Annotated in this window: 26 protein-coding genes and 2 pseudogenes; 21 read left to right on the top strand and 7 right to left on the bottom strand. The window is 73.1% G+C overall.

Annotated elements, in window-relative coordinates:
- The first annotated feature begins 1 nt into the window (after position 1).
- The 3 genes from ABT084_RS03845 to fbaA all read left to right on the top strand — a co-directional run bounded on the left by ABT084_RS03845 (position 2) and on the right by fbaA (position 2,638).
- On the top strand, positions 2 to 823 hold the full coding sequence (locus ABT084_RS03845) for an aldose epimerase family protein (RefSeq protein ID WP_351038056.1): 822 nt from the start codon (positions 2 to 4) through the stop codon (positions 821 to 823).
- 10 nt (positions 824 to 833) lie between these two features.
- On the top strand, positions 834 to 1,373 hold the full coding sequence (pyrE, locus tag ABT084_RS03840) for an orotate phosphoribosyltransferase (RefSeq protein WP_351038055.1): 540 nt from the start codon (positions 834 to 836) through the stop codon (positions 1,371 to 1,373).
- Between the two features lie 242 nt (positions 1,374 to 1,615).
- Entirely contained in the window at positions 1,616 to 2,638 is a 1,023-nt protein-coding gene (gene fbaA, locus ABT084_RS03835; RefSeq protein WP_351038054.1) for a class II fructose-bisphosphate aldolase, read from the top strand.
- A gap of 73 nt (positions 2,639 to 2,711) precedes the next feature.
- Here fbaA and ABT084_RS03830 read toward each other — a convergent pair whose 3' ends face one another.
- A complete protein-coding gene (locus ABT084_RS03830) occupies positions 2,712 to 3,749 on the bottom strand; it encodes a ScbA/BarX family gamma-butyrolactone biosynthesis protein (RefSeq protein WP_351038053.1) in 1,038 nt (345 codons plus the stop codon).
- Positions 3,750 to 4,150: 401 nt separating this feature from the next.
- Here ABT084_RS03830 and ABT084_RS03825 point away from each other — a divergent pair, with 401 nt between their 5' ends.
- From ABT084_RS03825 to ABT084_RS03795, 7 genes are all read left to right on the top strand, one after another.
- On the top strand, positions 4,151 to 4,864 hold the full coding sequence (locus tag ABT084_RS03825; RefSeq protein WP_351038052.1) for an HAD family phosphatase: 714 nt from the start codon (positions 4,151 to 4,153) through the stop codon (positions 4,862 to 4,864).
- 114 nt (positions 4,865 to 4,978) lie between these two features.
- A complete protein-coding gene (locus tag ABT084_RS03820; protein WP_351038051.1) occupies positions 4,979 to 5,758 on the top strand; it encodes a glucose 1-dehydrogenase in 780 nt (259 codons plus the stop codon).
- A gap of 77 nt (positions 5,759 to 5,835) precedes the next feature.
- Entirely contained in the window at positions 5,836 to 6,549 is a 714-nt protein-coding gene (locus ABT084_RS03815; RefSeq protein ID WP_351038050.1) for a ScbR family autoregulator-binding transcription factor, read from the top strand.
- A gap of 200 nt (positions 6,550 to 6,749) precedes the next feature.
- Complete coding sequence (locus ABT084_RS03810) at positions 6,750 to 7,472, top strand: AfsR/SARP family transcriptional regulator (RefSeq protein WP_351038049.1); 723 nt, start codon at positions 6,750 to 6,752, stop codon at positions 7,470 to 7,472.
- 230 nt (positions 7,473 to 7,702) lie between these two features.
- The gene (locus ABT084_RS03805) at positions 7,703 to 8,173 is read left to right on the top strand and encodes a flavodoxin family protein (protein ID WP_351038048.1); all 471 of its coding nucleotides are present in this window, start codon (positions 7,703 to 7,705) and stop codon (positions 8,171 to 8,173) included.
- A gap of 56 nt (positions 8,174 to 8,229) precedes the next feature.
- Complete coding sequence (locus ABT084_RS03800; protein WP_351038047.1) at positions 8,230 to 8,985, top strand: beta/alpha barrel domain-containing protein; 756 nt, start codon at positions 8,230 to 8,232, stop codon at positions 8,983 to 8,985.
- 124 nt (positions 8,986 to 9,109) lie between these two features.
- Positions 9,110 to 11,326, top strand: coding sequence for a helix-turn-helix domain-containing protein (locus ABT084_RS03795; protein WP_351038046.1), 2,217 nt, complete (start codon positions 9,110 to 9,112; stop codon positions 11,324 to 11,326).
- A gap of 55 nt (positions 11,327 to 11,381) precedes the next feature.
- Here the strand turns inward: ABT084_RS03795 and ABT084_RS03790 are convergent, their stop codons facing one another.
- The 3 genes and pseudogenes from ABT084_RS03790 to ABT084_RS03780 form a co-directional block, all read right to left on the bottom strand.
- The gene (locus tag ABT084_RS03790; protein WP_502968833.1) at positions 11,382 to 11,753 is read right to left on the bottom strand and encodes a barstar family protein; all 372 of its coding nucleotides are present in this window, start codon (positions 11,751 to 11,753) and stop codon (positions 11,382 to 11,384) included.
- Between the two features lie 12 nt (positions 11,754 to 11,765).
- Positions 11,766 to 12,539, bottom strand: a pseudogene (locus ABT084_RS03785) (alpha/beta fold hydrolase); the annotation flags it as partial.
- Between the two features lie 76 nt (positions 12,540 to 12,615).
- Entirely contained in the window at positions 12,616 to 13,842 is a 1,227-nt protein-coding gene (locus tag ABT084_RS03780; RefSeq protein ID WP_351038045.1) for an IS701 family transposase, read from the bottom strand.
- 154 nt (positions 13,843 to 13,996) lie between these two features.
- Between ABT084_RS03780 and ABT084_RS03775 the strand changes: the two genes are divergently transcribed.
- The 4 genes from ABT084_RS03775 (at position 13,997) to ABT084_RS03760 (ending at position 17,816) form a co-directional block, all read left to right on the top strand.
- Positions 13,997 to 14,410 carry a DUF3151 domain-containing protein gene (locus ABT084_RS03775; RefSeq protein ID WP_351038044.1) on the top strand — a complete coding sequence of 138 codons (414 nt, stop codon included), beginning with the start codon at positions 13,997 to 13,999 and terminating at the stop codon, positions 14,408 to 14,410.
- Positions 14,411 to 14,576: 166 nt separating this feature from the next.
- The gene (locus ABT084_RS03770; protein WP_351038043.1) at positions 14,577 to 15,425 is read left to right on the top strand and encodes a tryptophan 2,3-dioxygenase family protein; all 849 of its coding nucleotides are present in this window, start codon (positions 14,577 to 14,579) and stop codon (positions 15,423 to 15,425) included.
- Positions 15,418 to 16,722 carry a kynureninase gene (gene kynU / locus ABT084_RS03765; RefSeq protein WP_351038042.1) on the top strand — a complete coding sequence of 435 codons (1,305 nt, stop codon included), beginning with the start codon at positions 15,418 to 15,420 and terminating at the stop codon, positions 16,720 to 16,722. Before ABT084_RS03770 ends, kynU begins: the two co-directional genes overlap by 8 nt.
- A gap of 215 nt (positions 16,723 to 16,937) precedes the next feature.
- Positions 16,938 to 17,816: an alpha/beta hydrolase family protein gene (locus tag ABT084_RS03760; RefSeq protein WP_351038041.1), complete on the top strand. Its 879-nt coding sequence runs from the start codon at positions 16,938 to 16,940 to the stop codon at positions 17,814 to 17,816.
- A 105-nt stretch (positions 17,817 to 17,921) separates the two neighbouring features.
- Here ABT084_RS03760 and ABT084_RS03755 read toward each other — a convergent pair.
- A pseudogene (locus ABT084_RS03755) lies at positions 17,922 to 18,368 on the bottom strand (flavoprotein); the annotation flags it as partial.
- A 28-nt stretch (positions 18,369 to 18,396) separates the two neighbouring features.
- Positions 18,397 to 19,740: an NsdA family TPR-like regulatory protein gene (locus tag ABT084_RS03750; RefSeq protein ID WP_351038040.1), complete on the bottom strand. Its 1,344-nt coding sequence runs from the start codon at positions 19,738 to 19,740 to the stop codon at positions 18,397 to 18,399.
- Between the two features lie 145 nt (positions 19,741 to 19,885).
- On the opposite strand from ABT084_RS03750, the gene ABT084_RS03745 reads away from it, so the two are divergent.
- The 5 genes from ABT084_RS03745 (at position 19,886) to ABT084_RS03725 (ending at position 23,213) form a co-directional block, all read left to right on the top strand.
- Entirely contained in the window at positions 19,886 to 20,116 is a 231-nt protein-coding gene (locus ABT084_RS03745; protein ID WP_351038039.1) for a hypothetical protein, read from the top strand.
- A 154-nt stretch (positions 20,117 to 20,270) separates the two neighbouring features.
- Complete coding sequence (locus ABT084_RS03740; protein WP_351038038.1) at positions 20,271 to 20,612, top strand: hypothetical protein; 342 nt, start codon at positions 20,271 to 20,273, stop codon at positions 20,610 to 20,612.
- Between the two features lie 37 nt (positions 20,613 to 20,649).
- On the top strand, positions 20,650 to 20,955 hold the full coding sequence (locus tag ABT084_RS03735) for a hypothetical protein (RefSeq protein WP_351038037.1): 306 nt from the start codon (positions 20,650 to 20,652) through the stop codon (positions 20,953 to 20,955).
- 471 nt (positions 20,956 to 21,426) lie between these two features.
- A complete protein-coding gene (locus tag ABT084_RS03730; RefSeq protein ID WP_351038036.1) occupies positions 21,427 to 21,696 on the top strand; it encodes a hypothetical protein in 270 nt (89 codons plus the stop codon).
- Between the two features lie 719 nt (positions 21,697 to 22,415).
- Positions 22,416 to 23,213 carry a DUF1906 domain-containing protein gene (locus ABT084_RS03725; protein ID WP_351038035.1) on the top strand — a complete coding sequence of 266 codons (798 nt, stop codon included), beginning with the start codon at positions 22,416 to 22,418 and terminating at the stop codon, positions 23,211 to 23,213.
- 422 nt (positions 23,214 to 23,635) lie between these two features.
- Here ABT084_RS03725 and ABT084_RS03720 read toward each other — a convergent pair whose 3' ends face one another.
- Positions 23,636 to 24,919, bottom strand: a complete 1,284-nt coding sequence (locus tag ABT084_RS03720) for an adenylosuccinate synthase (protein WP_283454210.1) — start codon at positions 24,917 to 24,919, stop codon at positions 23,636 to 23,638.
- A gap of 184 nt (positions 24,920 to 25,103) precedes the next feature.
- Between ABT084_RS03720 and ABT084_RS03715 the strand changes: the two genes are divergently transcribed.
- Positions 25,104 to 26,012 carry a diacylglycerol kinase family protein gene (locus tag ABT084_RS03715; RefSeq protein ID WP_351038034.1) on the top strand — a complete coding sequence of 303 codons (909 nt, stop codon included), beginning with the start codon at positions 25,104 to 25,106 and terminating at the stop codon, positions 26,010 to 26,012.
- A gap of 137 nt (positions 26,013 to 26,149) precedes the next feature.
- Positions 26,150 to 26,677 (top strand): hypothetical protein, encoded by a 528-nt coding sequence (locus ABT084_RS03710; protein ID WP_351038033.1) that lies wholly within the window; start codon positions 26,150 to 26,152, stop codon positions 26,675 to 26,677.
- The last annotated feature ends 1 nt before the right edge of the window (position 26,678 follow it).

The following is a 26,678-nucleotide window of genomic DNA, read 5'->3' as shown; positions in this document are numbered from 1 at the left end:
CATGAGTACGCGACTGAGCGCCGGTGGCGCCGAACTGACCGTCGACCAGGAGAACGGCTGCCGGATCAGCAGTCTGCGCGTCGACGGGCTGGAACTGCTGCGCCAAGGCGAGGACTTCGGGTCCTTCCCGATGGTGCCGTGGTGCGGCCGGCTGGGCGAGGGCCGCTTCCGGGACGGTGGCGTGCTCTACCAGATGCCGCTGAACCACCCGCCGCACGCCCTCCACGGCTTCGCCCGGCACGCCGCCTGGCGTTCCGCCGGAACCGCGGCGGACGGCACCGGCGCCGAGGCCTCCTTCACCTACGACCTCGCCGAACCGTGGCCGTTCCAGGGCCGGGTGACCCAGACCTTCGGACTCACCGCGCAGGCGCTCACCCTCGGCCTGGGCGTGGAGACCTACGGCGACTCCTTCCCCGCCCAGGTCGGCTGGCACCCCTGGTTCCGCCGCAACCTCGGGGTGGGGGAGGACGTACAGCTCACGTTCGAGCCCGCCTGGCAGGAGGAGCGCGGCGAGGACTACCTGCCGACCGGCCGGCGCATCGAGCCGCTGCCCGGACCCTGGGACGACTGCTTCGGCATGCCCTACGGCGTCGACGTGACGCTGACCTGGCCCGGCGCCCTTGAGCTGCGGCTGACCAGCAGGGCCGAATGGGTGGTGGTCTTCGACCAGCCCGAGGAAGCCGTCTGCGTCGAGCCGCAGTCCGGCCCGCCCAACGGCCTGAACACCCTGCCGCGCCTGGTCACCCCCGTCGATCCGCTGGAGCTGGCCAGCACCTGGACGTGGCGCCGGCTCCAGGCGTCCGACTCCCACGACGGGCTCTAAGCTCATGGGCATGAGTGACGTACGTGGTGAGCTGCTCCAGCAGATCAAGGACAAGGCCGTGGTGCACGGCAAGGTGACGCTTTCCTCCGGGCGGGAGGCCGACTACTACATCGACCTGCGCCGGATCACCCTGGACGGCGAGGCGGCCCCGCTGGTCGGCCAGGTCATGCTCGACCTCACCGCCGACCTCGACTTCGACTGCGTCGGCGGTCTGACCCTGGGCGCCGACCCGGTCGCGACCTCGATGCTGCACGCCTCCGCCGCGCGCGGGCAGCGCCTGGACGCCTTCGTCGTGCGCAAGGCGCAGAAGGCCCACGGCATGCAGCGCCGCATCGAGGGCACCGAGGTCAAGGGCCGTCGCTGCCTGGTCGTCGAGGACACCTCGACCACCGGTGGCTCACCGCTGACCGCCGTCGAGGCCGTCCGTGAGGCCGGTGGCGAGGTCGTGGCCGTCGCCACCATCGTCGACCGCGGCGCCGCCGACGCCATCGCGGCCGCCGGGCTGCCGTACCTCACCGGCTACCAGCTCGGGGACCTCGGCCTCTCCTGAGTGAACGGCTCCCGCGGGAACTGGTGACTTAGGTCCCCGGAATCCTCCGGGGCGGCCCTGACCTGCTGCTTTCCGCCGAGGCGGAGTGTTTCACGTGAAACACTCCGCCCGCCGGAGCCCGTGCCGCCCGCCGCAGAGGTGGAGTGAGGGGCGGAGTCTGGAAAGATGGCCCCGACGGCAACGTCGCCCCCAGGTCAGGGCCCGCAATAAGCACACTCCCCGCACATCCAAGGAGCGGACAGATGCCCATCGCAACCCCCGAGGTCTACAACGAGATGCTCGACCGGGCGAAGGCAGGCAAGTTTGCCTACCCGGCGATCAATGTGACCTCGACCCAGACCCTGCACGCTGCGCTGCGCGGCTTCGCGGAGGCCGAGAGCGACGGCATCATCCAGATCTCCACCGGTGGTGCGGAGTTCCTGGGTGGCCAGTACAACAAGGACATGGTGACGGGCGCCGTCGCCCTGGCCGAGTTCGCCCACATCGTGGCCGCGAAGTACGACATCACCGTCGCGCTGCACACGGACCACTGCCCCAAGGACAAGCTGGACGGCTACGTCCGCCCGCTGCTCGAGGTCTCCGCCGAGCGCGTGGCCCGCGGTCTGAACCCGCTGTTCCAGTCGCACATGTGGGACGGCTCCGCCGAGACCCTCGCCGACAACCTGGCCATCGGCCAGGAGCTGCTGGCCAAGGCCGCGGCCGCCAAGATCATCCTCGAGGTCGAGATCACCCCGACCGGTGGCGAGGAGGACGGCGTCAGCCACGAGATCAACGACGAGCTGTACACGACCGTCGACGACGCCCTGCGCACCGCCGAGGCCCTGGGCCTGGGCGAGAAGGGCCGCTACCTGCTGGCCGCTTCCTTCGGCAACGTCCACGGCGTCTACAAGCCGGGCAACGTCGTCCTGCGTCCCGAGCTGCTCAAGGACCTGCAGGCCGGTGTCGGCGAGAAGTACGGCAAGTCCTCGCCGTTCGACTTCGTCTTCCACGGCGGCTCCGGCTCCACCGCCGAGGAGATCGCCACCGCGCTGGAGAACGGCGTCGTGAAGATGAACCTCGACACCGACACCCAGTACGCCTTCACCCGCCCGGTCGTGGACCACATGTTCCGCAACTACGACGCGGTCCTGAAGGTCGACGGCGAGGTCGGCACCAAGTCCAAGTACGACCCCCGCACCTGGGGCAAGGCCGCCGAGGCGGGCATGGCCGTGCGCGTCACCGAGGCGTGCGCGAACCTGCGCTCCACCGGTACCAAGCTGAAGTAGCCGCTCTGCCCGAAGGGCCCCGCTCCGCCGCCTCGAGCGCGGTGGAGCGGGGCCCTTCGGCGTGCGCGGAGGCTCAGGCCGTCATCATCCCGAACGGCATCGACTGGACCTGGCCGGTGCCCACGACGGCGAGGAAGACCTCTTCGCCGCTCTGCGTGCCGGTGACCCGGACGGTGGCCGGGCCCGTGCGCTCGGCGTGGATCCACAGGGGTATGCCGAACTCCGCGTACCGCTGGTAGGTGCTGACGACCGACACCGGCAGGACGGCGGGAGCCGGGGTCAGCGCCACCGCGGCCTGACGGGCGGCCTCCAGCAGGACCATGCCCGGCAGGTGGTCCCCGGGGTGGTCGAAGAGCACCGGGTGCCGGGTGTCGTACCGCAGCTGCCAGGTGGCACCCGTGGTGGCCTGCGTGGTGGCGGCGAGGACCACGTCGAAGAGGGAGTGCCGGCCGACCTGTGCGGGTACGAGGGGCGCGGACGGCAGGGACGGCATGGGGCGCCGGCCCATCTGCTCGGCGCGCAGCCGCCGGTAGACGGCCGGTGAGGTCACGGTGTAGCCGACGTCGCCGGTGGCGATGACCACGCCGTTCTGCCGCATGACCACCGCGTACCGCAGTGCCTGCAGCTGCGTGCCCCGCATGCGGATCTCGGAGCAGGTCACGTCGAGGTCGAGGTCCGCCGGGGTGTCCGCTATCACGAGGTGCTCGGGAACCGTCGTGTAGTCGAGCCCCCAGAGCAGGAACTGGTGGCCCAGCGGGACCCCGTAGGCCTCGTGGGCGACGTAGGAACCGACCTGACGAATGGTTTCGCAGATCATCATCGGGTCGTAGTGCGTACCGGCGATCGGGGTGAAGAAGCTGTGCCCGCGCGGGAGTTGGGCCGTGATGTGGAAGCGGTCCGGGGCGGGACGGCACATGCCGGTGAGGAAGACCTCGGCGACGGCGGCCCGGTGCACGAGTTCCCGGGGAACCGTGCTGGTCAGCCGCTCTCCCGGGCCGTCCGGGCAGACGCAGGACATCGAGGGGGTCGCGGCGGATCGGTCCGTCGAGGGGGGCGCGGCGGGCTGCTCCGTCGGGTCCAGGGTCGTGATCATGAAGCCCCTCGCGATCATGGCCGGAAGTTGCTCGAGATGGCCGTCGCCGAGTACGTACTTCCGGGTTTCATTGACAGTCAGAGGCTTACCTGATGATCACGCCGTATGGGGGCTCGAAGTGACACACTCCACAGGGAAACGGGTGGTCAACCAGTCAGCTTGCCTAAGGTTTCCGCAGGTCAGTGACGAGGAAGCGATCATTCCGTCACGCTGCGTCGAATTTCGGCCGAGCAGATGAAAACAGACATGCGTCCGGTATCTTTTACCGGGGGCAGCGGCCGCGTGCCTAGGAGTATTTTTTGGGGGTCCCCCGGTTCGCCGGTGGCTGCATCTGTTCGGAACGCGTCCGTCACCACACGCGGCGCCCGGCACCCGCGCCACCCGCCACCCCAAGCGGCCCCCGCCGATGGGAGACACCGATGCCCGCCCGCCACGCCGTGCGCCCGCTGGAGCACTTGAGGCTCGCCGCCGTCAACATCGACGGCGTCCTGCTCAACGACACCTTCAGCCCGGTGATCCACCGGTTCGTCACCAGCCGCGGCGGGATCTACGACGCGGCCGTCGAGCGCGGGGTCTTCTCCCAGTCCCGTACGGTCGCCGCCCGCGCGCTCGGCGCCGCGGCCGGCGTCGACTGGACCCCGGAGAAGGTGCTGGAGGTGTACTTCGAGGAGCGTGCCGCCTACCTGGCCGAGCGCCCCCTGGAGGTCCTCCCGGGTGCGGAGCAGCTGCTGCACCGGCTGCGCGCCCTGGGCCTGCGGACCGTCTGTTACGGCGGTCTGGACAAGGCCCACTTCGACACCCACCTCGGCCGGTACGCGCACCTCTTCGACGAGCCGGGCTACATCTGCACCAACGATTTCCGGCCGGGCATCCACGAGATCGCGGTCGGCACCTTCGGGGTCGACTACGACCGGGCGGTCTTCGTCGACGACGTCGCGCGGGTCTCGGAGGCGGCGCGCGAGCTGCGGGTGCCGTTCATCGGCCACCCCAGCCCCTTCAGGCACGGCTTCCAGGCGGGCCTGATGCGCGCGGCGGGCGTGCGGCACGTCGTCGGTTCCCTCGAGGAGATCGACGAGGAGCTGCTGCGCACCCTCGACGGAGAGGCCGCGGCGGGCCTGGCCTGGGCGGCCTGAGCCCTCGAGGGGCACCCCCGGCGGCCCCGCGGCGATCGGCGCGGGCCCCCACGGAACACCACCGGAACCGAATGAATTCGGCCGATCCGGGTCATCAGTACGGATGAACGACGAATGGAGAGAGCAATGGCGCAGGAGCGGATGCTGGAGGGCAAGGTCGCGCTGATCACGGGCGCCAGCAGTGGCATCGGAGCCGCCGCGGCCCGGGTGTTCGCCCGCGAAGGGGCCAGGGTCGTCCTGGCCGCGCGCCGCGAGGTCCGGCTCAAGGAGCTGACCGAGGAGCTGCGCGCGCAGGGCGCGGAAGCCGAGTACGCCGTCACCGACGTGACCCGTGCGGGTGACACGGCCGAGGCGGTGGCGCACGCGGTGCGCCGGTTCGGACGGCTGGATTGCGCCTTCAACAACGCGGGCTGGGGCGTGGGGCGTTCGCCGCTGCACGAGATGGGCGACGATCTGTACGACCAGATCATGGAAGTGAACGTGCGCGGCACGTGGAACTGTCTGCGCGACGAGATCGCGGCGATGCTGGAGACGGGCGGTGGCACGATCGTCAACAACAGCAGCGTCGGCGGCCTGCTGGCGACCCCGGTGGCCGCGCCGTACGTCGCCGCCAAGCACGCGGTGATCGGCCTGACCAAGGCCGCGGCCGCCGAGTACGCCGCCCAGGGCGTCCGGGTCAACGCGGTGGCGCCGGGGACCACGCGGACCGAGGTGGTGGAGCAGTGGTTCGCCGCCGTTCCGGGGGTCGAGGCGCAGCTGCACGCGGCAACCCCGCAGCCCAGGACGGCGGCGCCGGAGGAGATCGCGGAGGCGGCGGCGTGGCTCTGCAGCGCGCGTGCCTCGTTCGTCACAGGCATCACCATGCCGGTGGACGGCGGCTTCTCGATGGTGTGAAGCTGTATTCAGAAGTACGTACCCGGGGGCATGTAATGCCGGTCGAACGGGGGCATGGGAGAGGGACAGATCGACTGATGAGGACCGAACGACCTCAGGTGAAGCAGGACCGCGCCGTGCGGACGCGCCAGGCCATCCTGGAGGCCGCCGCGCTGGTCTTCGAGGACCGGGGTTACGACGCGGCGAAGCTGACGGACATCGTCAAGATCGCCAGAGTCACCAAGGGCGCGCTGTACTTCCATTTCGACTCGAAGGAAGACCTGGCGCAGGCGGTGATCGACGCGCAGGTCAATGTCGATCCCGTTTACACGCCGCAGGAATTCAAGGCGCAGCAGTTCGTCGACATCGGCATGATCTTCTCGCACCGTCTCCAGCACGACGTGCTGATGCGCGGCAGCGCGCGGCTCACCCTGGAGCAGAATGGCCGGTCCCTGGACCGCGCGGCTCCCTACCAGGGGTGGATCGACCTGCACGTGGAGCTGATGACCGAGGCCAAGGCCCGTGGCGAGCTGCTCTCGCACGTGGACCCGCTGCAGCCGTCGCGGCTGATCGTCGGGTCGTTCGCCGGGCTCAACGTCATGTCGCAGACCCTCGGCCTCACCCTCGACGACGAGGTCTCGGCCCTCTACACGAGCGTCATGCCGAGCCTGGTCGTCTCGGCCGTGGCGATCCGGCTCGACACCGCTCCCGGCCGCGGCGGCCGCGCGCTGCACGGCGCCCAGGGGGCGCACCTGTGTGACTGCGACGCGCTGCGGCAGTTCCCGGGAGATGCCGAGGAGCACGTGGCCTGACCTCTCCGCCACGCGTTTTCCCCCGGCACTTTTCACCGGCTCTTTCCACTGACCACGGGAGGGGCCGGTTTTCTGTGCCCGGGCTCACGTGACTGGTGATGCGCAGAGCGTTCCCTTTAAAAAACTTCCGGGTATTATTTTTCAGCAAGGTCCGGCACTCAGCGGGGACCTTGCCGCGTCGCACCCTGGGGAGGGGATTCATGGACATCGAGGTGCTGGGCGGGCTTCGCGCCCAGGAGAACGGCGTGGCCGTGTTCCCGCAGACCCAGCCCGCCCGCCAGGTGTTCGCCGTACTCGCCGCGTACGCCGACCAGATGGTGCCCACGACCGTGCTCGCCGCGGAACTGTCGGCGCACGGACCGGACGGCGAACACGCCCGCTCGGTCCTGCTGACGGCCGTCCGGCAGATCCGCGAACTGCTCGCGGGAGCCGCCGACTCCGCCGGGCGGCGCACCCCCGAGGCCGTTCTGGTCTCGCTGCCCGGCGGATTCTTACTCGACACCGACGGCGGCCGCAGCGACCAGGGGGAGTTCGCCCGGGAGGCCGGAGCGGGCTACCGGGCCATGGCGCGCGGGGAGTTCGCCACGGCGGCCCGGCGGCTGCGCGGCGCGCTGCGGCTGTGGCGGGGGCCGGCCTTCGAGGGGATCGAGGCGGGCCCGCGGCTCGCCGCGCGGATCGCGGACCTGGAAGCGACCCGGCTCTCGGCGTTGAAGCAATGGGTGGAGGCGGAGCTGGCGCTGGGCCGGCACCGGGAGTTGCGGACCGAATTGCGGGCCGTGACGACAGGAAAATCCTCCGAAACATACCGAACCCTCGCAGAAGTGATCGGTTCGGACCTTGGGCCCTGTCCGGGAGACACCACCCGAGCTCTGCGCCGCGCCCTGCTGCCGACGCCGCCGCCACTCGTGCACATGGCCGCCTGACCTGCTGTTTTGGCCCGTCCACCGGAATGTCCCGATCCACTTCAGGCCACCGCGGACCCTCCGGATCCTTACCTGTGACGCGGTCTTTTTCCTTCGTTCCGGCAAAAGCCCGACCATTCCCGCCGGTACTTTTCTCTCAGAAAGTGTTACTTCATGAACCACAGCACCTCCGCTCGCGCCCCTCAGGCCTCCTTCCCCGGCCACCCGTCCGCGGGTGACACGGGATGGGGGTGACCCCACCCCCGCTGATCGCGGTCGTCCACGCGGGGCGGGCGGGGCGGGCCTGCGCGGAGGCTTTCGTGGCGCGCGACGGCGCCGCGGAAGCCGGGGCGCGCAGTCACCTCGTCGCCGCCGGGGACCTGGGCGAGGCGCAGTGGGAGCTGTTGGCCGAGGCCGACGGCATCCTCTTCGGCACGGCGCTGCCGCTGCCGGAGGCGCTCGGACGCGGCGGCTGGCGGGGCAAGCCGGCGGCCGGTTTCGTGCGGCCAGAGGGGGACGCGCGACACCGTCTGCGGGAACTGGTCACGCTCGCCGAGGCGTTGGACATGTGCTGGATCGGGCCGACCGGGCCGCCGGGGCGCTTCGTCGGTCCCGGACCGGATCCGGTGCTGGACGCCGTGCGGCGACTGGGCTCCCGCATGGCGCGGATGGCCCGGCTGGCCGGTGCGGCGGCGGCGGTCACCCCCGGCGGAATGAGTTGACACACCGCCGGGACCGGCCGTGTGCGGCGGGCTCCGGCGCCCCACACTCGCTGGATATGGGTGCTGCGTTTGTCGAAGAACCCGGCGCCGCCGGTGCCGTGGAGGGCCTCGCGGCCGAGGGCGTCACGCCGTGGCTGGAGGGCCTGCCGGGCGTGGGACCGGACCGGATGCGGGAGTTCGCGGACCGGCTGGGAGTGCGGAACCTGCTGTACGGGGTGCCGCGGCGGCCCGCCGCCCTCGGCGCGGTGTGCGACGCGTTGCTCCCGAGGGGCGGCCTGGTCGCGGCGCCACCGCCGGGGGAGGGGACCTCGTACGAGGTGGCCCGCGCCCTGGTGACGGCCGTGGACCGGCCGAATCTGATCGTCGTGCTGCCCGCCACGGGGGAAGGACCGGCGGTCGGCGCGCGGCTGCTCGGGGAGGGAGTCGGCGTCGCCTTCGGCCCGATGACCGGCCCCAGGACGTACGAGGGGGTCCTGGGAGCCTGGCTGGGCGGCCTGGAGCGAGCCCGGGAGCGCGGCCTTGACCTGGCCGCGCTCCCGGCCTTCGCGTCCCTGGGCGTGCGCGAACTGGGTCCGCTGGCGGTACCGACGGCGCGGCTGCTGTACGCGCGCTACGACCGGGCGCTCGGCGGGCGGCGCTGGCGCTCCCTGGCCGCGGCGGGCGCCCGCCCGCACCGGCTGATGTGGACGGACCTCGGCGACCGGGCGGAGTACCTGCCCGAGCTGGTCGGCTGGGGGACCGCGGCGGCGCTGACCCTGCGGGCGCTGCAGTGCCTGCCGCCGCTGCGGGGCGACACGCTGAGCCCGCCGTGAGCGCGCGCACCCGTGCTGACCAGCGGAAGGCTCACTTGACCGCACTTCCACCGGAACCTAGGTTCGGATGGTTTGATTCGTGCCGGTACGTCGTGGAACGTCGGGGAGCGGGGGAACGGGGCGCATGGAACCAGCGGCGGACAGCGCCGGGAGTGCCGCCGGAGACACGGCGGCGGCCCTGGCCGTCCTCGAACTGCTGGCCGCGGGCGCGCCCGCGGCCGCCTTCGACGCGCTCCTGCCCACGGCGGACCCCGGGCTGACCCGGGCGGTCGCCCTGGCCCGGGTGATCCGCTCCCGCGCCGCCGCGCCCGCGGCCCCACCCGCCGCGTCCCGCGGCGCCGGGCCCGCGCCCGGCCCGGACCGCACGCCCGGCCCGCGGGACGAGCCCGACGGCGCAGGGGCCGCGGACGGTGACCCGGGCACGGCCGCGCGGACGGACGCGGACCCGGACGCGCGCGCGGACCGGGACGCGGCCGGGTACCCGAAGCCGGCCACGGCCACGGACCGGGACGCGGACGGGTACCCGGACACGGACACGGACGCGGCCACGGACCGGGACGCGGACGACGGCGGGGCCGGTCTGGCCGCGCTCGTCGACACCGCCCACGACCTGACCTCCGCCTACGACCTCGACAGCCTGCTGCGCGTCATCGCCCGGCGGGCCCGGCGGCTGCTCGGGCTCGACGTGGTCTGCGTCAGCTTCACCCGGCCCGACGGGACCGCGTACCCGCACCTGTCCGACGGCGGCACCGCCGGGTACGGGAGCGGGCTCGGACTCGGCTCCGCCGAAGGGCTCGGGGCGCTGGTGCGCGAGCGCCGCGCCCCCGTGTGGAGCGCGGACTACCTCCACGACACCACCCTCGCGCACGCCCCCGGCGTGGACGCCGCGATCCGCGCCGAGGGCGTGCGCGCGGTCGTCGCCGTACCGCTGCGCCACCGCGAGGGGATCCTCGGCGTGCTCTACGGCGCGCACCGCCGGGTGCGCTCCTTCACCCCGGCCGAGGTGGGGATGCTGCTGTCGCTGGCCGACCTGGCCGCCGTCGCCGTCGAGAAGGCGCGCCTGCTGGAGCGGGCCCGCGACGAGATGAGCGAGCTGGAACGTTTTGGCTCGGTCACCGACGCCACCCTCACCCGGGTCCGCTATCTGTGGGACTGCCACGCCCGCCTCGCCCGCCTCGTGCTGGACGGGGCCGGCCTGGCCACCCTCGCCCGGACCACCGCGGACGCGCTGGACGGCGTACTCCAGGTCCGCGACCCCGGCGGCCGCCCGCTGACCCCGGGCCCCGGGCCGGTCGGCCTCGACGAGGCCGCCGTCACCCGCGGCGCCCTGCACGCGCACACGGCCCGCCGCCCGGTCCGGCTCCCGGACGGGAGCGCCGGCGGGAGCGTCGGCGCCGAAGGGCCGTCCGACGCGGGCGAGGTGTGGGTCGCGCCCGTCACCGCCGGGGCCGAGGACCTCGGTGTGCTGGTGCTGCACGCCGCCGAGCCGCTCACCGAGGAGGACGTACGGCTGCTGGAGCTGTCGGCCCTGTCGGTGGCCTCCCTCATGCTGATCCAGCGGGGTACGGCGGCCGCGGAGGGCCCCCTCCACGACGAGCTGCTCCAGGAGCTGCTGGACCGCCCGAACCACTCCTCCGACCTGCACCTGCGCGAGCGCACCCGGCGCCTGGGCATCGACCTCGACGTGCCGCACGTGGTGGTCGTGGTCCGGCCGGAGGGCGGGGAGCTGGGCCGCGCGGTCGCGTGGGCGAGCTCGTACGCCTACCGGGTCGGCGGCCTCAAGGGCGTCCGCCGCGGCTGCATCGTGCTGCTCCTGCCCGGCGACGACGCCTCCGCGGCGGCCCGGCAGGTCTCGAGGGAGGTCACCCCGCTGCTCGGCCACCCGGTCTCCACGGGCGCGGCGGGCCCGGCGAAGGGTCCCTCCGCGGTGGCGGGCGTGTACGAGGAGGCCGCGCGCTGCCTGGACGCGCTGACCGCGCTCGACGGCGCCGGAGGCACCGCCTCGCTGCGCGAACTCGGCTTCCTGGGGCTGCTGCTGTCCGCCGACCACGACGTGGACGCCTTCGTCGCGCAGGCCCTAGGCCCGGTCCTGGAGTACGACGCGGCCCGCTTCACCGAGCTGACCCGCACCCTGGAGGCGTACTTCGAGTCGGGCGGCAGCCCCACCCACGCGGCCGAGGCGCTGCACGTGCACGCCAACACCGTGTCGCGCCGCCTGGAGCGGATCGCCGAACTCCTGGGCGAGGGCTGGCAGAAGCCCGCCCAGGCCCTGGAGATCCAGATGGCCCTGCGCCTGCGCCGCACCCGCGAGGTCCTGGTCCGCACCCGCCCCCCGACGTAGCCCCCGCCCGCCGAAGCGGCCCCCGCCCCCGCCCCCGCCCGCGCCGAAGCCGGGTTCAGCGCAGCCGCAGCGCCCCCGGCGCCCGGTCCTCCATGATCTCCGTCAGCCAGTCGAAGACCGTCGGCCCCTCCCCGCGCCGCGCGGCCGCCAGCTTCTCCGCGACGCTCTCCCGGTTGGTGGGGTGGCAGCGCGTCAGCCGCAGCTCCAGCTGGCGGGCGGTCTCGGCGTGTCCGAGGCGCTCCCGGGACAGCTCGTGGTCGTACCACTCGAAGAGGAAGTCCCGGTCGTCCGGCGTCCCGTAGTCCCCCCGCAGGCAGTCGTTGAAGGCGTCGAGATTGCGGCCGAAGTACCCCTCGGGCCCGTTCACGGCCTCGCCGATCTCCCGCCAGAAGTCCTCCAGCGTGTCGATCCGGCGCCCGTCGAGCACGTACACCGACGTGGCCAGCGCCGCGCCCACCACGCCCGCGAACCCGTCCGGGTTGTCCAGCATGATGTTGTGCCCGCAGTCCTCGACCGCCACGACGGACACCCCCGCCGCCTCCAGCTCGGCGGCGCCCGCGAGCCCGCCGTCCTCGGCCGGATAGAGGAAGGTGCGCGGGATCCGCAGCCCCAGCAGCAGCTCCCGCATCGTGGGAACGGTCCCCGCCGCGAGGTGAACGGCGGTGCGGTGCAGGGCGGTCCGCCCCGCCAGCCGCATCGTCGACCACCAGTGCGCGCCGACCCGGTCCCGCACCTCGGCCCAGCCGCCCGCGAGGAACTCCTCCTCCGTGTAGGAGGCGAGCCCGCTGCTCCCGGCCGGCACCGGGCTGCCGGGCGCGGGCGGCGGTACGGGGTCGAGGTTGGCGTCGACGAGGACGAGCCGGGAGACCAGCTCCGGATGCCGGTGGGCCAGCACGATCGCCACGGCCCCGCCCATGCTGTGCGCGATCACCTCGCCCCCGGCGACCCCGGTGTCCCGCAGGGCCGCGGCGACGGCGTCGGCATGCGCCTCCAGCGTGTACGAGAACTCCTCGGGCCGGTCGCTGTGCCCGTGCCCCAGCAGGTCCAGCAGCAGGGAGCGGCGCCCGGCGAGGCGGGGGTGCGTCGCGCTCGCCGCGAAGTACGCGGGCGAGGTGGAGCCCAGCCCGTGCAGGTAGACCCGCGCCGGTTCCTCCCCGGCCAGCTCGACCCACCTGATCCGGTCGCCCTCCGCGGTGACCACAGCACTGTGCACAACGAACCCCCGTCGCTACCAACCCCAGGGCGCCCGGCCCGCGTTGCGGACCGGGCGCATGATCTACGGGCCGACCCTAGACAAGGTCCCGCCCGACCGGCATCCCGGTTTCCGAGAGGCAGCGCGCCGCGTGCGCCACCGAGGCCATCGTCACGTGCCGGTGCCAGCCCGACAGCGAGCGCCCCGCGAAGTCCCGCAGCCCGACCTCCTGCACGCTGCGCGCCGAGGTCGCCGACACCCGCCGCGCCTGCTTCGTCATCCGCAGCAGCACCGCCGGGGTCACCGGCACCGGCCGGGCCAGGTCCGACACCCACAGCTGCGAGGGCTGGCTGCGCGCGTCGGTCCACTCGCCGAGCAGCGTCAGGTGGCGCCGGCGCGCGGGCGAGGGGTCCGGCATCATCACGCGCACCGCGGCCACCAGCGAGGTCCGCCGCTGCCCCGGGTACAGCGGGTCGGCCCACTCGACCGGCGTGCGCAGCGCCCGTACGTTCTGCAGCACGTCCCGCGCGGCCAGCGTCCCCGCGCCGTGCCCGGGCAGCGCCGGGTCGGTCACCAGCAGCCGGGCGGCCGGGCTGATCCGGGCCAGCACCGGCAGCTTCGCGTCGGCGAACCGGTTCATCGTGGACCGGGTGCCGATGTTCGGGATGTCCAGCAGCACCGGCCGCGGCGGCATCGCGACCTGGCGCACGGTGTCCAGCACCCCGGTCACCGCGCACTCCTCGTACGTCTCCCCGGCCCGCTCGCCGCCCTCCGGCGCCCCGGCCCGGCCGCCCCCGGCGCCGGCCCCGTCCTCCGGGAGGTACAGCCGCCAGCCCACCGGCGTGACCACATCGGCCGAGGTGAACCAGATCCCGAAGGCCTGCTGCCCCCGGAACATCTGCCCGCGGTGCGCGTCGTACTGGCGCCCCACCCCCACCGAGTGCTCCCCGCCCTTGGGGATCGCCATCGGCTGGGCCACCCACGCCGTCAGCGGCGAGGACTGCTCCAGGTACTGCGAGAGGGCCGCGCGGATCGGCTGCCAGTCCCAGGTGGAACCGGCGATGAAGTGGTGCAGGCTCTGCTCGGCGGCGGGCCCGCCGATCTGCTGCGCGATGTTGCGGATGGACTTGCGGCCGGGGGTCGCGAGCAGCCCCCGTACGTACTGCAGGCCGCGCTCCCGCTGGTCCCGGCGCCGCAGCGAGCCGAAGACGGCCCCGCACAGGTCCGCCGCGGCCTGGTGGGCGCGGTCCGTGCCGACGCCTGCGGGCCCCATCCGGCTCCGCGGGCGTGTCTGGACAGGACTCCTGGTGATCGTGGTGGTCATGCTGTTCCCCCGTAAAGAACGTCGAGTCGAAGGCCGACTGCCCTCCCACGGTCCGGTGTGGCCCCCGCGCGGGGGGAGGTGTGCCGGGCACACACCTGACCCCCGGTGTGGTGGGCCCCCCACCACGGGGCCGCGAGTACCGCAGACTGGGGCCATGTCGATTCACGAGAACCTGCTCGGTGGCCCTGCCCCGACCCACCTGCCCGACGACCCCGAGCCGCGCGAGGCCCTCGCCGCGGGCACCGACCCGGCCGAGGTGGCCGCGAAGTACCCGACCTCCTCGCTCGCCTGGGCGCGCCTGGCGGACGACGCGTTCGAGGCCGGCCGCCCCGTGGAGTCGTACGCGTACGCCCGCACCGGCTACCACCGCGGCCTGGACTCGCTGCGCCGCGCCGGCTGGAAGGGCCACGGCCCGGTGCCGTGGGAGCACGAGCCGAACCGCGGCTTCCTGCGCGCCCTGCACGCCCTCGCGCGGGCCGCGCACGCCATCGGCGAGGACGCGGAGTACGAGCGCTGCGCGACCTTCCTGCGCGATTCCTCGGCGACCGCGGCCGACACCCTGAACTGAGGCCCGCGTCTCCTCCGGGCCCGCCGGGGAGGGTGTGAAGGTGGTCACCTTCCACTGGCGGGCCCCGTGGGCCCCCGGCCTATGATGCGAGCAGGGGACCGGAGCTCCACTCACCCAGCAGGAAGGGGCGGACCGCTACCCGGAAGTTCATATCGAGGAGACAGCGATGTCGGAATACCTTGATGCCTCCGGAGTGGGCGGTTCGGATACCCCGAACCTCGACTTCGCCGGCACGACCCCCTACGAGGACTACGTCCAGGCGGATGTCCTCACCCACCTCCAGCACCTGCGCTCGGACGACCCGGGCGAGATGGTCTTCCTGGTCACCACCCAGGTCATGGAGCTGTGGTTCACGGTCATCGTGCACGAGTGGGAGACGGCGGCCCGCGCGCTGCGCGAGGACGACCTCCCCGTCGCGGTGGACGCGCTGAAACGTTCACTCCGCGAGCTGGAGGCCCTCAACGCCTCCTGGCGCCCCCTCGCCCAGCTCACCCCGGCCCAGTTCAACTCGTACCGCGGCGCCCTCGGCGAGGGATCCGGCTTCCAGTCCGCGATGTACCGCCGCATGGAGTTCCTCCTGGGCGAGAAGTCCGCGTCGATGCTGGTCCCGCACCGCGGCGCGCCGCGCGTGTACGCGGAGCTGGAGAAGGCCCTGGCCGAGCCCAGCCTCTACGACGAGGTCCTGCGCCTGCTCTCCCGCCGCGGCCTGCGGATCCCGGCCTCCGTCCTGTCCCGCGACCTGACCCAGCGGTACGAGCCCTCCCCGGTCGTGGAGGCGGTCTGGACCGAGCTGTACTCCGCCCCGGACACCCACACGGACCTGCACCGCCTCGGCGAGGTCCTGACGGACGTCGCGGAGCTGGTCTGGCGCTGGCGCAACGACCACCTGGTCGCGACCCGCCGCGCGATGGGCGCGAAGACGGGCACGGGCGGCTCGGCGGGCGTGGCCTGGCTGGAGAAGCGCGCCACGAAGAACGTCTTCCCGGAGCTCTGGACGGCCCGCAGCCATGTCTGAGACCCCGACGCCCGCTGCGGCGGAATCAGCCCCTCCGACGGGCACCCACTCAGCCCCTCCGGCGTTTGAGGAGCGGGATGCGGGGCGGAGCCCCGAGACGCCCGGCGCAGCCGCCCTCCAGGCCCGCGCCGCCCAGCTGGACACCCAGGACGACCTGGCCAAGCTGCGCACCCGCTTCGAGCTCCCCGAGGACCTCGTCTACCTGGACGGCAACAGCCTCGGCGCCCTCCCGGCAGGCGTGGCGGCCGCGACGGCCGACGTCGTGACCCGCCAGTGGGGCCAGGACCTCATCCGGTCCTGGAGCGAGGGCACCTGGTGGACCGCCCCCCAGCGCATCGGCGACCGCATCGCCCCCCTCATCGGGGCGGCCCCCGGCCAGACCGTCGTGGGCGACTCGACCAGCGTCAACCTCTTCAAGGCCCTGGTCGGCGCCGCCCGCCTCGCGGGCGAGGGCCGCACCGACCTCCTGGTCGACGCGGCCACCTTCCCGACCGACGGCTACATCGCGGCCTCCGCCGCCCGCATGACCGGCCTGAACATCGTCCCCGTCGACCCGGACCGCGCCGCCGAGGCGTTCGGCCCGGCCACGGCCGTCGTCCTCCTCAACCACGTCGACTACCGCACCGGCCGCCTGCACGACCTCCCGGCCCTCACGGCGGCGGCCCGCGCCGCGGGCGCGGTCACCGTCTGGGACCTGTGCCACAGCGCCGGCGCCCTCCCGGTGAACCTCGACGAGAACGCCGTCGACCTCGCCGTGGGCTGCACGTACAAGTACCTGAACGGCGGCCCGGGTTCCCCCGCGTACCTCTACATCGCCGCCCGCCACCAGCAGGACTTCGACTCGCCCCTGCCCGGCTGGAACGGTCACGCGGACCCCTTCGCGATGACCCCCGGCTTCACCCCGGCCGAGGGCGCGCTCCGCGGCCGGGTCGGGACCCCGGACATCCTCTCCATGCTCGCCCTCGAAGCGGCCCTGGACGCCTGGGAGGGCGTGACGGTCGAGGCCGTCCGCGCCAAGTCCCTCGCCCTGACCGACTTCTTCCTGGAATGCGTCGCGGCGTACGTGCCTCCGGGCGCGGTCGAGCCGGTCACCCCGGCCGCGCACGCGGAGCGCGGCAGCCAGGTGTCGCTGCGCACCGAGAACGCCTCCGCCGTCATGGCCGAGCTGATCGCGCGCGGCGTCGTGGGCGACTTCAGGGCCCCCGACGTGCTGCGGTTCGGTTTCACCCCGCTGTACGTCGGTTTCGCCGACGCGGAGCGGGCCGCCCGGACGCTGGGCGACGTACTGGGTCGGTGACTGGGTCACATATACGAGTGATGTCGCGGCGAAACGTCACGGCAAGGGGGCGGGCGGGGCTACGGCTCCGCCCGCCCCCGCATATGCGCCCCCGTACGCCCGGGGTGGCACGGAACGGCAGGTTCCAGCCTGATACGGTCCCGCTCTGCCCGGAACACCTGTACCCGCCGACTCTGCTGTCCCCGCTGTCCCACGCGTTACCGGAGGTTGAGCTGATGACGGACCCCGCAGTGGAACGTGACGCTGCCGAGGCCGCGTCGGCCTTCTCCCACCCGCCGGTCGCCCCCGACACCACCGCCGCGTACGGGGACCACCCCGACCAGGTCATCGACTTCTACACCCCGCGCGCCCCCGGCCCGGGCCCCGCGCCCCTGGTCGCCGTCCTCCACGGGGGCGCCTGGCGCGCCCCGTACGACCGCCGCCACATCACGCCCTTCGCGGACTTCCTGGCCCGCCAGGGTTTCGCGGTCGCCAACATCGAGTACCGGCGCGGCAGTTCCCTTCCGCGGCAGGACGCCGAAGGTGGCCCGGTGGCGGGCCGGTGGCCGGAAACCTTCGACGACGTCGCGGCCGCCCTGGACGCCCTCCCCGCACTGGCGGCGACCGCCCTCCCCGGCATCGACCCGCGCCGCATGGTGATCACCGGCCACTCGGCGGGCGGCCACCTCGCCCTGTGGGCGGCTGCCCGCCACGTCCTGCCCGCCGGCTCCCCCTGGCGGCTGCCCTTCCCGCCGCAGCTGCGCGGCGTGGTGGCGCTGGCCCCCATCGCGGACTTCACCGAGGCGGAGTCACGGGGTGTCTGCGGCGGCGCCTCGTCCCAACTCCTGGGCGGCCCGCAGTACTTCGCCGACCGCCTCCCGTACGCCGACCCGGCCGCCCTCCTCCCGACCGGCATCGCCACGGCCGTCGTACAGGGCCGCGACGACATCGTGGTCCCGCACGAGGTGTCGGAGGCGTACGTGGCGGCCGCCGCACACGCGGGCGAGATGGTCGGCCTGACGATGCTGGACGGCGTCGGTCACTTCCCCCTGATCGACCCGGCGGCGGACGCCTGCGCGGTGGTCTCGGAGGAGATCGCCCAACTGGCCTGGTAGCGAGGGGTACCCCCTGTCTCTACGGACCGGCTCCCCGACCGCGTCCAGCGCCGTCCCCCACGGATACGGCCGCTTCTCCCCGGGCTGATTCGGCTCGAATCCGGCCGCCCCGAACAACACCCGCACTCCTGAAGTCCGCAGGGTCTCCAGCGACAGCGCGAACTGCGGATGCTGGGCGTAAGTCGAGTTCACGCAGGGCATCACGGTCATCGGGATGCCCTTGCCGATGGCTTCCGCGACGAACCCGACGAGCCACGTGCCGGTGATCCCCAGGGCCCAGCAGTTGACGGTGTTCATCGTCGCCGGGGCCACGAGCACCGCGTCCGCCACCTGCCACACGTCCGGCTCGCCGGGCCGCTTGTACCGCGAGCGCACGGGATGCCCGGTGAGGGCGGCGAGCCCGGGAGCGCCGTCCTCCAGCCACTCGGCCGCCGTTGGCGTCAGCCCGAGGCACACGTCCCATCCCCGACGCTGCGCCTCTTCGATGACCCCGGCCACCTCGAACACGGGCGGCGCGGCCGAACAGAGCAGATACAGAGTCCTCGTCGTCATGAGGCCGTCAGGGTAGCCCGGGTCCGGCCTACCCCTTCAGCGTGCCCACGAGCTTTGCTCGCTCGCGCAGTTCGCGTACCGCCCGCACGCCACCATGCGGACGGAGCCGAAGGTTCATCACCTCGAAGTGCTCGTCGCCGCGCGCCGACGACAGTGCCTCGTAGTCGTCGAGGAACCGGCCCCACGACTCGCACGCGGCTTCGACATGGCCGATGGACAGCTGCCGTTGAGCCAGCAGCCCGTAGGCGTGCAAGCGCCCCTGGCGTTCGTTGGCGGGCTGCACACGGATGGACTCGCGCAGGGTGCGCACCGAACCGGGGACGTCCTTCGTCTCGTTCTGCACGTGTGCGACGTGGAACAGGTAGGCGGTGCGGTCGTACCCGCCGATGTTCTCCCTGCGGTCATCGGCGCGGCCGAGCGCCTCCTCCGCCTCCCGCAGCCGCGCGAAGGCCTGCCGCTTGTCGCCCACCATGGCGGCGCCATGGGCCTGCTGCCCCCGCAGGAAGGCCACGAGCCGCGGGCCTGCGGCCGGGGCCGCCTCGGCGGCGGAGTCGGCGAGTTCCAGGGCCCGACGACCGTAGCCGAGGTTCGAAGCCTGCAACGACATGCCGCGCAGCGTGCGGCAGTAGGTCACGTGCTCCTCCGCCTCTCCAGCGAGTTTCAGCGCGGACAGGTAGTAGTCCTGACCGAGCCGGTGCTGGCGCTCGAACATGGCCATCCACCCGGTGAGGTAGACGAGGTCCGAGGCGGCGGCGAGCATCCCGCGCCGGACGGGTGCGGCGGCCTCGGCCTTGAGCCACGGGCCGACGGTGTTGACGAGGAACGCCGCGGCCATGGGACGGGCGTGCCCGGCCCCGAGTTCGTCGAGGATGCCGGCGATCCGGTCCGTCATGATCTGGACGGCGTCGACCTGGGCCTGCCCCACACGGGTGGTGGCTTTCCCGGGCCGTACGGGGTCCGGGCTGTCGGCCCGGGCGAGCGTCGGGAACAGTGGGATGGCGAGCGCCGCGGAAAAGACGCCGGCCGCGATGACGCGCCGCCGCGAGGGATCCATGTCCGCCCTTCCCAGGTCTACGAGTTCTCGGACCACGTCCGGGTCCTCGGCGCCGCGGGCGGCGGGAAAGCCCGCCTCGGCGTAGGTGACCGGCCGACCGAGCTTCCGTTCGAACGCCTCGACGACGATGGCCCTGACCCGTGGTCGCGGCTGGTGTCCGGCGACCCATTGGGAAACGGCTGGCTGGCCGTAGGAGAGGGCGAGTCCAGCCTCTGCGCCGATGCGATTGACGATCATTGCGAGCTGGGTCCGGGACCAGCCGGCCTGCTCAAGGAGGTTTCTCAGCCCGGCATTCGGTGTGCGCGAGTCCTGTGCCATGTGCAACTCCCGACAGGTGCATGGGTTGCATGGTTCTCCGACCCTTCAACGGTACTCGCGGAGGACCGACTGCGGTTCTCTCTTCACACGGAGCGACGAGAGTGCGGGACGGTCCCGCCCGTCTACGACGGTAGGGAGCACGGGGATGGAAGTACGCGAGAGCAGGTCGCTCGAAGCCTTCGGACACGTCGACCACCCCCTCCTGCACCGGCGGGTCCGTGACCCCAAATCGGACCGAGAGGGTGAGTTGATGGCCGTGGTCGAGGAGTACGTCGGCACGGTCGCCGGAACCCCGAAAAACACCCGCACCGCATACGTCCGGGCGGCCAACGGCCTGGAGTTCACAGCGGCGCCGGACACCTTGGTGGGGCTGTGAGTACGGCTCCGCTCCGGATCTGTGCGGTCTGCGACCGCCCCATCCGGAGCGGCGGGCGGGAGTTCATCCGGCACTCGGCGTCCGGAGCCCGCCCCTCGGACTGGGTGCACGACCTCCGGGACCCGGCGTGCGAGCCGGTCCGGCGGAGCCTGCGGTGAGCCGGGAGTCGCGGCTCGCCCAGGAAGCGGCGTACGTACTCGCCCACGCGGAGCAGCCGCCGGACAGTGCGGTCACCGCGGGCTGGATCGCCTACCTGAGCGACGGCGGCGGCCTCGTCGCTCACGGCGTCCGATGCTTCCACTTTCAGGCCGAAGGCCGTCGAACCCTGGCGGCCGCGGCCGCCCTGGCCGCATGGCACATCGCGGTCCGCCTCCCGGACGGCTGGCCGAAGGCCGTCGCCCTCGCCGAAGCGGTCCGCGACCTGCTCGCCGAAGAAGACCAGCACCAGGCCCGCCGCCGCGCACAACAGCACCAGAGACAGGAACAGGCCCGTTGAGCGAGTGGCCGCACCAGGCCGCGGCTCAGACAGCCTGATGCGGACGATCGCGGCCATCGAGGCCGCTGGATTCACGGTTGACCTGGACCTGTGGCGGGGTCCGAGGGACTCGCTCGTCTCGGTGGCGGCCGAGTGCCCGCACTCGGACGACGATCGTGGACCGATCGTCATCATCCCGAAGAAGCCGAAGGGCTGGGCTCCGCGCATGACCGAGTGGACTGATCCCAGGTACGCGGACATCGTCGCCCGGCTGCGCGCGCAGCGGGAGCAGCCGGAGCAACCGGACAGGCGTGGTCCCCAGCCTGTGCGGGGATTCATCGTGCCGGCAACCGACGAGACGTAGCCGCCGGGACCCCCGGGCCGGTGGGCCGGCTCCGCCGGGCCCGGATCGGGAAGTGACCGGAGGCGGACCGGTCATCCGAGTGTCCTTCCGGGCCGCACCGGTCCCTCAAGGGCGCTCCTTCGTCGCGTCGCTGCGCGATGGCCTGCGGCCACCCTTGACCGACCGGCACGTCCCGGAACGCCACGGGCTGTCCGGTCCGCCGGGGGCGGGCCCGGGCGACAGGACCGCATGGGCCGCCCGCCGTCCCTCCCGCACCCGCCGTGCGTGCTAGACCGACCGCGGCCGATCGCTCCGCGCTCCTCTGTGATCAGCGACTGCCGGCCGGTCCCGGCTGGTGCCCCCAGGACGGCCGGGTTCGGTCGGCCTGCGCCGCTTGCCCCGGCCCCACTTCGGTCGGACGGGTCCCGAGGCGGGTCGGGGGCGCCCGATATTCCAGGCGGGGATCTTCCCCCGTCCATACGCTCCGATGTGATGAAAAGACGTGTGCAGTTCACCGAACAGGTCGCGCGGTTCGTCGACGACTACATGCCGGCCACGGACCGGGAGGCGTTCCAGCGGATCGTCGACAGGATCACGGATGAGCCTGAAGGCGAAGGCACTCACCTCGTTTACACGGAGGACCCTGTGACGCGCGGGGCGTGGGAAGACCACGTGATGGTCCACTACGTCGTGACGAGGTTCTTCGTCATCGTCATCGAGACCGACGTCTACGACGCGTCGCGCGGCTTCAACGAGGTGTAGCCGGTCACGAGCGGCCCCTGACCCGGATCCACTTCGGACGGACGGACGGACGGTCGCAGAGCCGGGAGAAGAGGGGATGGCCGTCTGGGGGCCTCGGCTCCCTGCGGTCTGTGGTCGCCGTGCCGGGAGGAGCGCGTAGCGATCGTGGGCGCACTCCTGGACCCGGCCGCACCGGCCGACCCGGGGCGGAGGAACGGGTGGTCCCCCCGGGCGTCTTTCGTCGGGGCCCTCCGCCAGGCATTGATGCCTGCCGGTCCGGCGCGGGCGGTCAAGGGTGGCCGTAGGCCATCGCGCAGCGACGCGACGAAGGAGCGCCCTTGAGGGCCCGGGCCGGACCGGGAACACCCTCGGCTGGCGGATGGCCCCGACTCCCGAGGGACTCTGAGCCCGCCCGGCACTCATCCCGCTCCACCCGCATCGGACCGGCGGCGGCCATGCGGCGGCAGGGCCTCCGGCCTCCGGCCCCCGCCTGTGCGTGCCGGGGCGCTCCGCGTGTCGGGTGGGGGCGGGGAGTGGTGCTCCACGCCCGGCGGAGCGGTGGCCGGGCCAAGCCGATCCGGGTGAGCAGGCGACGTACAAAAAGGGTGTGTTCCCCGCGGCCCACGGGAGCGCCCGCCGGCGTCAAGACGCGCGCGCCGCCCACCGGAAGGGGTGATCGCGCGCCGACACGCCGGACCGGTCCCCCACTTGGGCGCACCCGGGCGGCAGGGTCCCGGTCGGTGCGCACTCTTCTGCGGAACCTCGGCCTGAGCGCTGCCTCCCTCGCCCTCCTCGGCATGACCACCCCCGCCCCCTCGCCCACCGAGGTGATCCACGGCCTGGGCTTCGACGCCTGCGCCGCGCCGCCGGTGAAGGTGATGCGCGCCTGGTACGGCACCTCCCCGTACCGGGCCGTCGGCATCTACGTCAGCGGCAGCCAACGGCACTGTGCGCAGCCGGAACTGACCCCCGAGTGGGTCCGTCAGGTCCGCGCCATGGGCTGGAGGCTGATCCCCGCGCACGTCGGCATGCAGGCGCCCTGCAACGACTACCCGCACAAGACCGAGCGCTTCGAGCCCGCCCGCGCCCTCGACCAGGGCCGGACCCAGGCGCGGGAGGCGGTACGGGCGCTCACCGCGCTGGGCATCGGCGAGGACAGCCCGGTGTACCTGGACATCGAGTCGTACGCCGTCAAGGACCCGGCCCCCGAATGCGGGCGGGCCGTCGTCGACGCGGTGGTGGGCTGGACGCGGGAGCTGAAGGCGTCCGGCTACCGGGCCGGGTTCTACTCCAGCCTCGGCTCCGGGGTCCGCGACCTCGCCGAAGCGGCCCGCGCGGGCCGTTCCCCGCTGCCGGAAGCGCTCTGGTACGCGCGCTGGGACCAGCGGGAGACGACGGCCGACCAGGGCCCGCTGACCGCCGGCCTGTGGCCGAAGGACGCGCGCATCCACCAGTTCGCGGGCAACGTGAAGGAGACCTGGGGCGGCGAAACCCTCACCATCGACCGCAACCGCCTGGACGGACCGGCGGCTCGCTAGCCCGATTGTTCCAGGCGTCACCCGGACGGGTGGTACGCGGACCACATCCACCCGCCCGGTGCGGAGCGTCATACGCTCGCGCCATGCCGGGAACCACGCGCGTCATCGTCACGCCGGAGGTCGTGGATCGTCAGATCCGCAGCGCGCTCCTCGGCCGGTACCTGGACCGGTACGAAGCTGAGCACGGGGCCTTCACCGGGGCCGAACTGGCCGCTGCCGACGTACGGCTGCTCGGACCGGCTCCCGGACCCGCTCCCGGACCCGCTCCCGGACCCGTTCCTGGACCCGTTCCTGAACCCGGCCCGGGTCAGGGGCCGCCACCGGGCCCATGACCCCCCGACGCGCCCGAGGGGCGGACCGCGCGCGGCGGTCCGCCCCTCGGGGGTCGTACAGGGTGGCGGCCCGGGGGGCCGCCCGTCCGGCTACAGGAACGAGTTGATCTCGATCGTCTCGGTGCGGCCGGGGCCGACGCCGATCGCGGAGATCGGGGCGCCCGACATCTCCTCGAGGGCCTTGACGTACGCCTTGGCGTTCTTCGGCAGCTCGTCGAAGGTCTTCGCCTTGGTGATGTCCTCGGACCAGCCCGGGAAGTTTTCGTAGATCGGCTTCGCGTGGTGGAAGTCGGTCTGCGAGTACGGCAGCTCCTCGACGCGCTTGCCGTCGATCTCGTACGCCACGCAGACCGGGATCTCTTCCCAGCCGGTGAGGACGTCGAGCTTGGTGAGGAAGAAGTCCGTCAGGCCGTTCACGCGGGTCGCGTAGCGCGCGATCGGGGCGTCGAACCAGCCGCAGCGGCGGTCACGGCCGGTGGTGACACCGCGCTCGCCGCCGATGCGGCGCAGCGCCTCGCCGTCCGCGTCGAACAGCTCGGTCGGGAACGGGCCCGCGCCGACACGCGTCGTGTACGCCTTGAGGATGCCGATGACGCGCGAGATCTTCGTCGGACCGACGCCCGCACCGGTGCAGGCGCCGCCCGCGGTCGGGTTCGAGGAGGTGACGAAGGGGTACGTGCCGTGGTCGACGTCGAGCAGGGTGCCCTGGCCGCCCTCGAACAGCACGACCTTGTCCTCGTCGAGCGCGTTGTTGATGATGAGGGTCGTGTCGGCGACGTAGGGCTTGATCAGCTCCGCGTAACCGAGCATCTCCTCGACGATCTGGGCGGCGTCGATCGCGCGGCGGTTGTACAGCTTCGCGAGGAGCTGGTTCTTGCCCTCGAGGGCCGCTTCGACCTTCTGGACCAGGATCGACTCGTCGTAGAGGTCCTGGACGCGGATGCCGATGCGGTTGATCTTGTCCGCGTACGTCGGGCCGATGCCACGGCCGGTCGTGCCGATCTTCCGCTTGCCGAGGAAGCGCTCGCCGACCTTGTCGAGGGTGACGTTGTACGGCGTGATGAGGTGCGCGTTGCCGCTCAGGAGCAGCTTGGAGGTGTCGATGCCGCGCTCGTTCAGGCCGCGCAGCTCGGAGAGCAGGACGGCCGGGTCGACGACGACACCGTTGCCGATGACCGGGGTGCATCCGGGGGAGAGGATGCCGGAAGGGAGAAGGTGCAGTGCATACTTCTGGTCGCCTACGACGACGGTGTGACCGGCGTTGTTGCCACCCTGGTAACGCACTACATAGTCGACGGATCCACCGAGCAGGTCGGTGGCCTTTCCCTTGCCCTCGTCACCCCACTGAGCTCCGAGCAGCACAAGAGCGGGCACAGGCGTACACCTCTTCCGGATGGGGCATGTCCAAGGTCAGGGGGCGTACGACGATGTACACCGCAGGCTGAGCCGTCGGACCGGTGCCCCGGAATAGACGAAGGCCCTGGCGCAATAGCGCAAGGGCCTCTTGCACAAAGATGCTACCCGAGGAAGGACCGAGGTGTCGGCTCCAGAGCCCACCATGAGCCATGCGGGCGCGCCGGTAGGCGGCCTGCTCGTGCTCGTCGACCCGGTCGCCCGCCGCCTCGACGGCGAGTCCGTGCGGATCGCGAAGGATGTCTTGTCGGCCGGGGCGGCGGCGAAGATCTGCCTCCCCGAGAGCCTTGAGGAGTTCGCGCGGGCCCTTGCCCGCCGGGGTCATCGGCAGCCGGTGATCGTGGGTGACGACCAGGCGCTGGTGCGCGCCGTGGGCCTGCTGCACCGGCGCCGCGAGCTGGCGGACGCGGCGCTGGCGCTGGTGCCCGTGGGCGCCGCCGGATCGCTGTCGCTGGCGCGTTCGCTGGGCGTGCCGGTGGGTGCGGTGGCGGGGGCGCGGGCCGTGCTCGACGGGGTCGTGCGCACGCGTGACCTGCTGGTCGACGACAGCGACGGGGTCGTGCTGGGGGGTCTGCGGATCGCCGGTTCGGGTGGTTCGGCCGTCGGGGTGAGGGGGCGCGCGGGAGGCGGGCCCGGGTCCGGTGCCGTCGCCGGGGCCGCTGTGGCGCGGGCCGCCGCGCCGGGCGCCGGGGCGGCCGGGGCGCTGGCGGTGTGGAGTGCGTGCCGGTCGCTGGTGCGGACGCTGGTGCGGCCGCCCGTGGGGCGCGGCGCGGCGCCCGTGCAGCGGCTGCGGCTGCGGGTGGAGGCGGACGGAGTGCTGGTCAGCGATGTGGACCAGGCCGTGGCGGACGTGGCCGTGGGTGCGCGGGACGGATTGGTCGAAGTCGTTGTCCGGATGGTGGACGCCGGGCCCGCGGTGATCGGGCGGGGACTGTCCGTGACGGTTTCGGGGGCGGATTTCCGCTACCGCGCCGACCACGCCGAGGCCGGGCCGGTGCGGCGCCGGACGTGGACCTTGCGGCCGGGGGCGTGGGGGCTCACGCTGCCGCGGTGAGGGGGGTGGCGGTGGCGGTGGGCGTTCCGGGTGCGGAGGCGGGTGCGGGTGCGGGTGCCGTGGCGGGTGCGGCGGCGGGTTCGGCGGCGGGTTCGGCGGCTGGTGCGGGGCCTGATGAGGGGGCTCTGCGGGACGCCTTGAGCGGGTGGCGGCGGGACGGGGTGTTCCTGTGCCTGCTGCCGGTGTTCTGGTGGCCCGCGGTGGCCGGGTGCGCGCTGGTGCGGCCGCGAGCCGTGGGGGCGCTGCTGTTGGTGGTGCTGCTGAGCCCGGTGGTGCTCGGGGTGCGCGAGTTGTACGTCGCCTGGTGGGCCGGGCGCGCGCTGCGGAGCCCGCTGCCCTGGAGGCCGTGCCGGGTCGCCGGGTACCGGAGCGCGCTGGGTGCCCCGGTGGTGCTGCTCGGGGAGGGTGGGGGCGTGGTGACCCCGGGGCTGCTCGGCCGGCGGGTCCTGCCGACGCGGCCCTGGCCGCCGGGGTCGGCGGGGGACGGGGTGGTCTGGCTGGCGGGCGGGGGCGGCGAACCGGGCGGGGTGGGGGCGTGCGGGGCGTTGCGGGGGGCGCGGTGTCTGGTGTGGGCGCCGGGGGCGCGGAGGCTGGGGCGCGGGCGGCTCGGGCCGGGCACCGGCGGGCGGTCGGGACGGGCCGGGTCGACCGCGCGGGCCGGGTAGG

This window comes from Streptomyces sp. NPDC002138, from assembly GCF_040296485.1.
Classification (GTDB): domain Bacteria; phylum Actinomycetota; class Actinomycetes; order Streptomycetales; family Streptomycetaceae; genus Streptomyces.
Note: the sequence above shows the minus strand (reverse complement) of the source record. Positions and strands in the feature narration are given on the sequence as shown.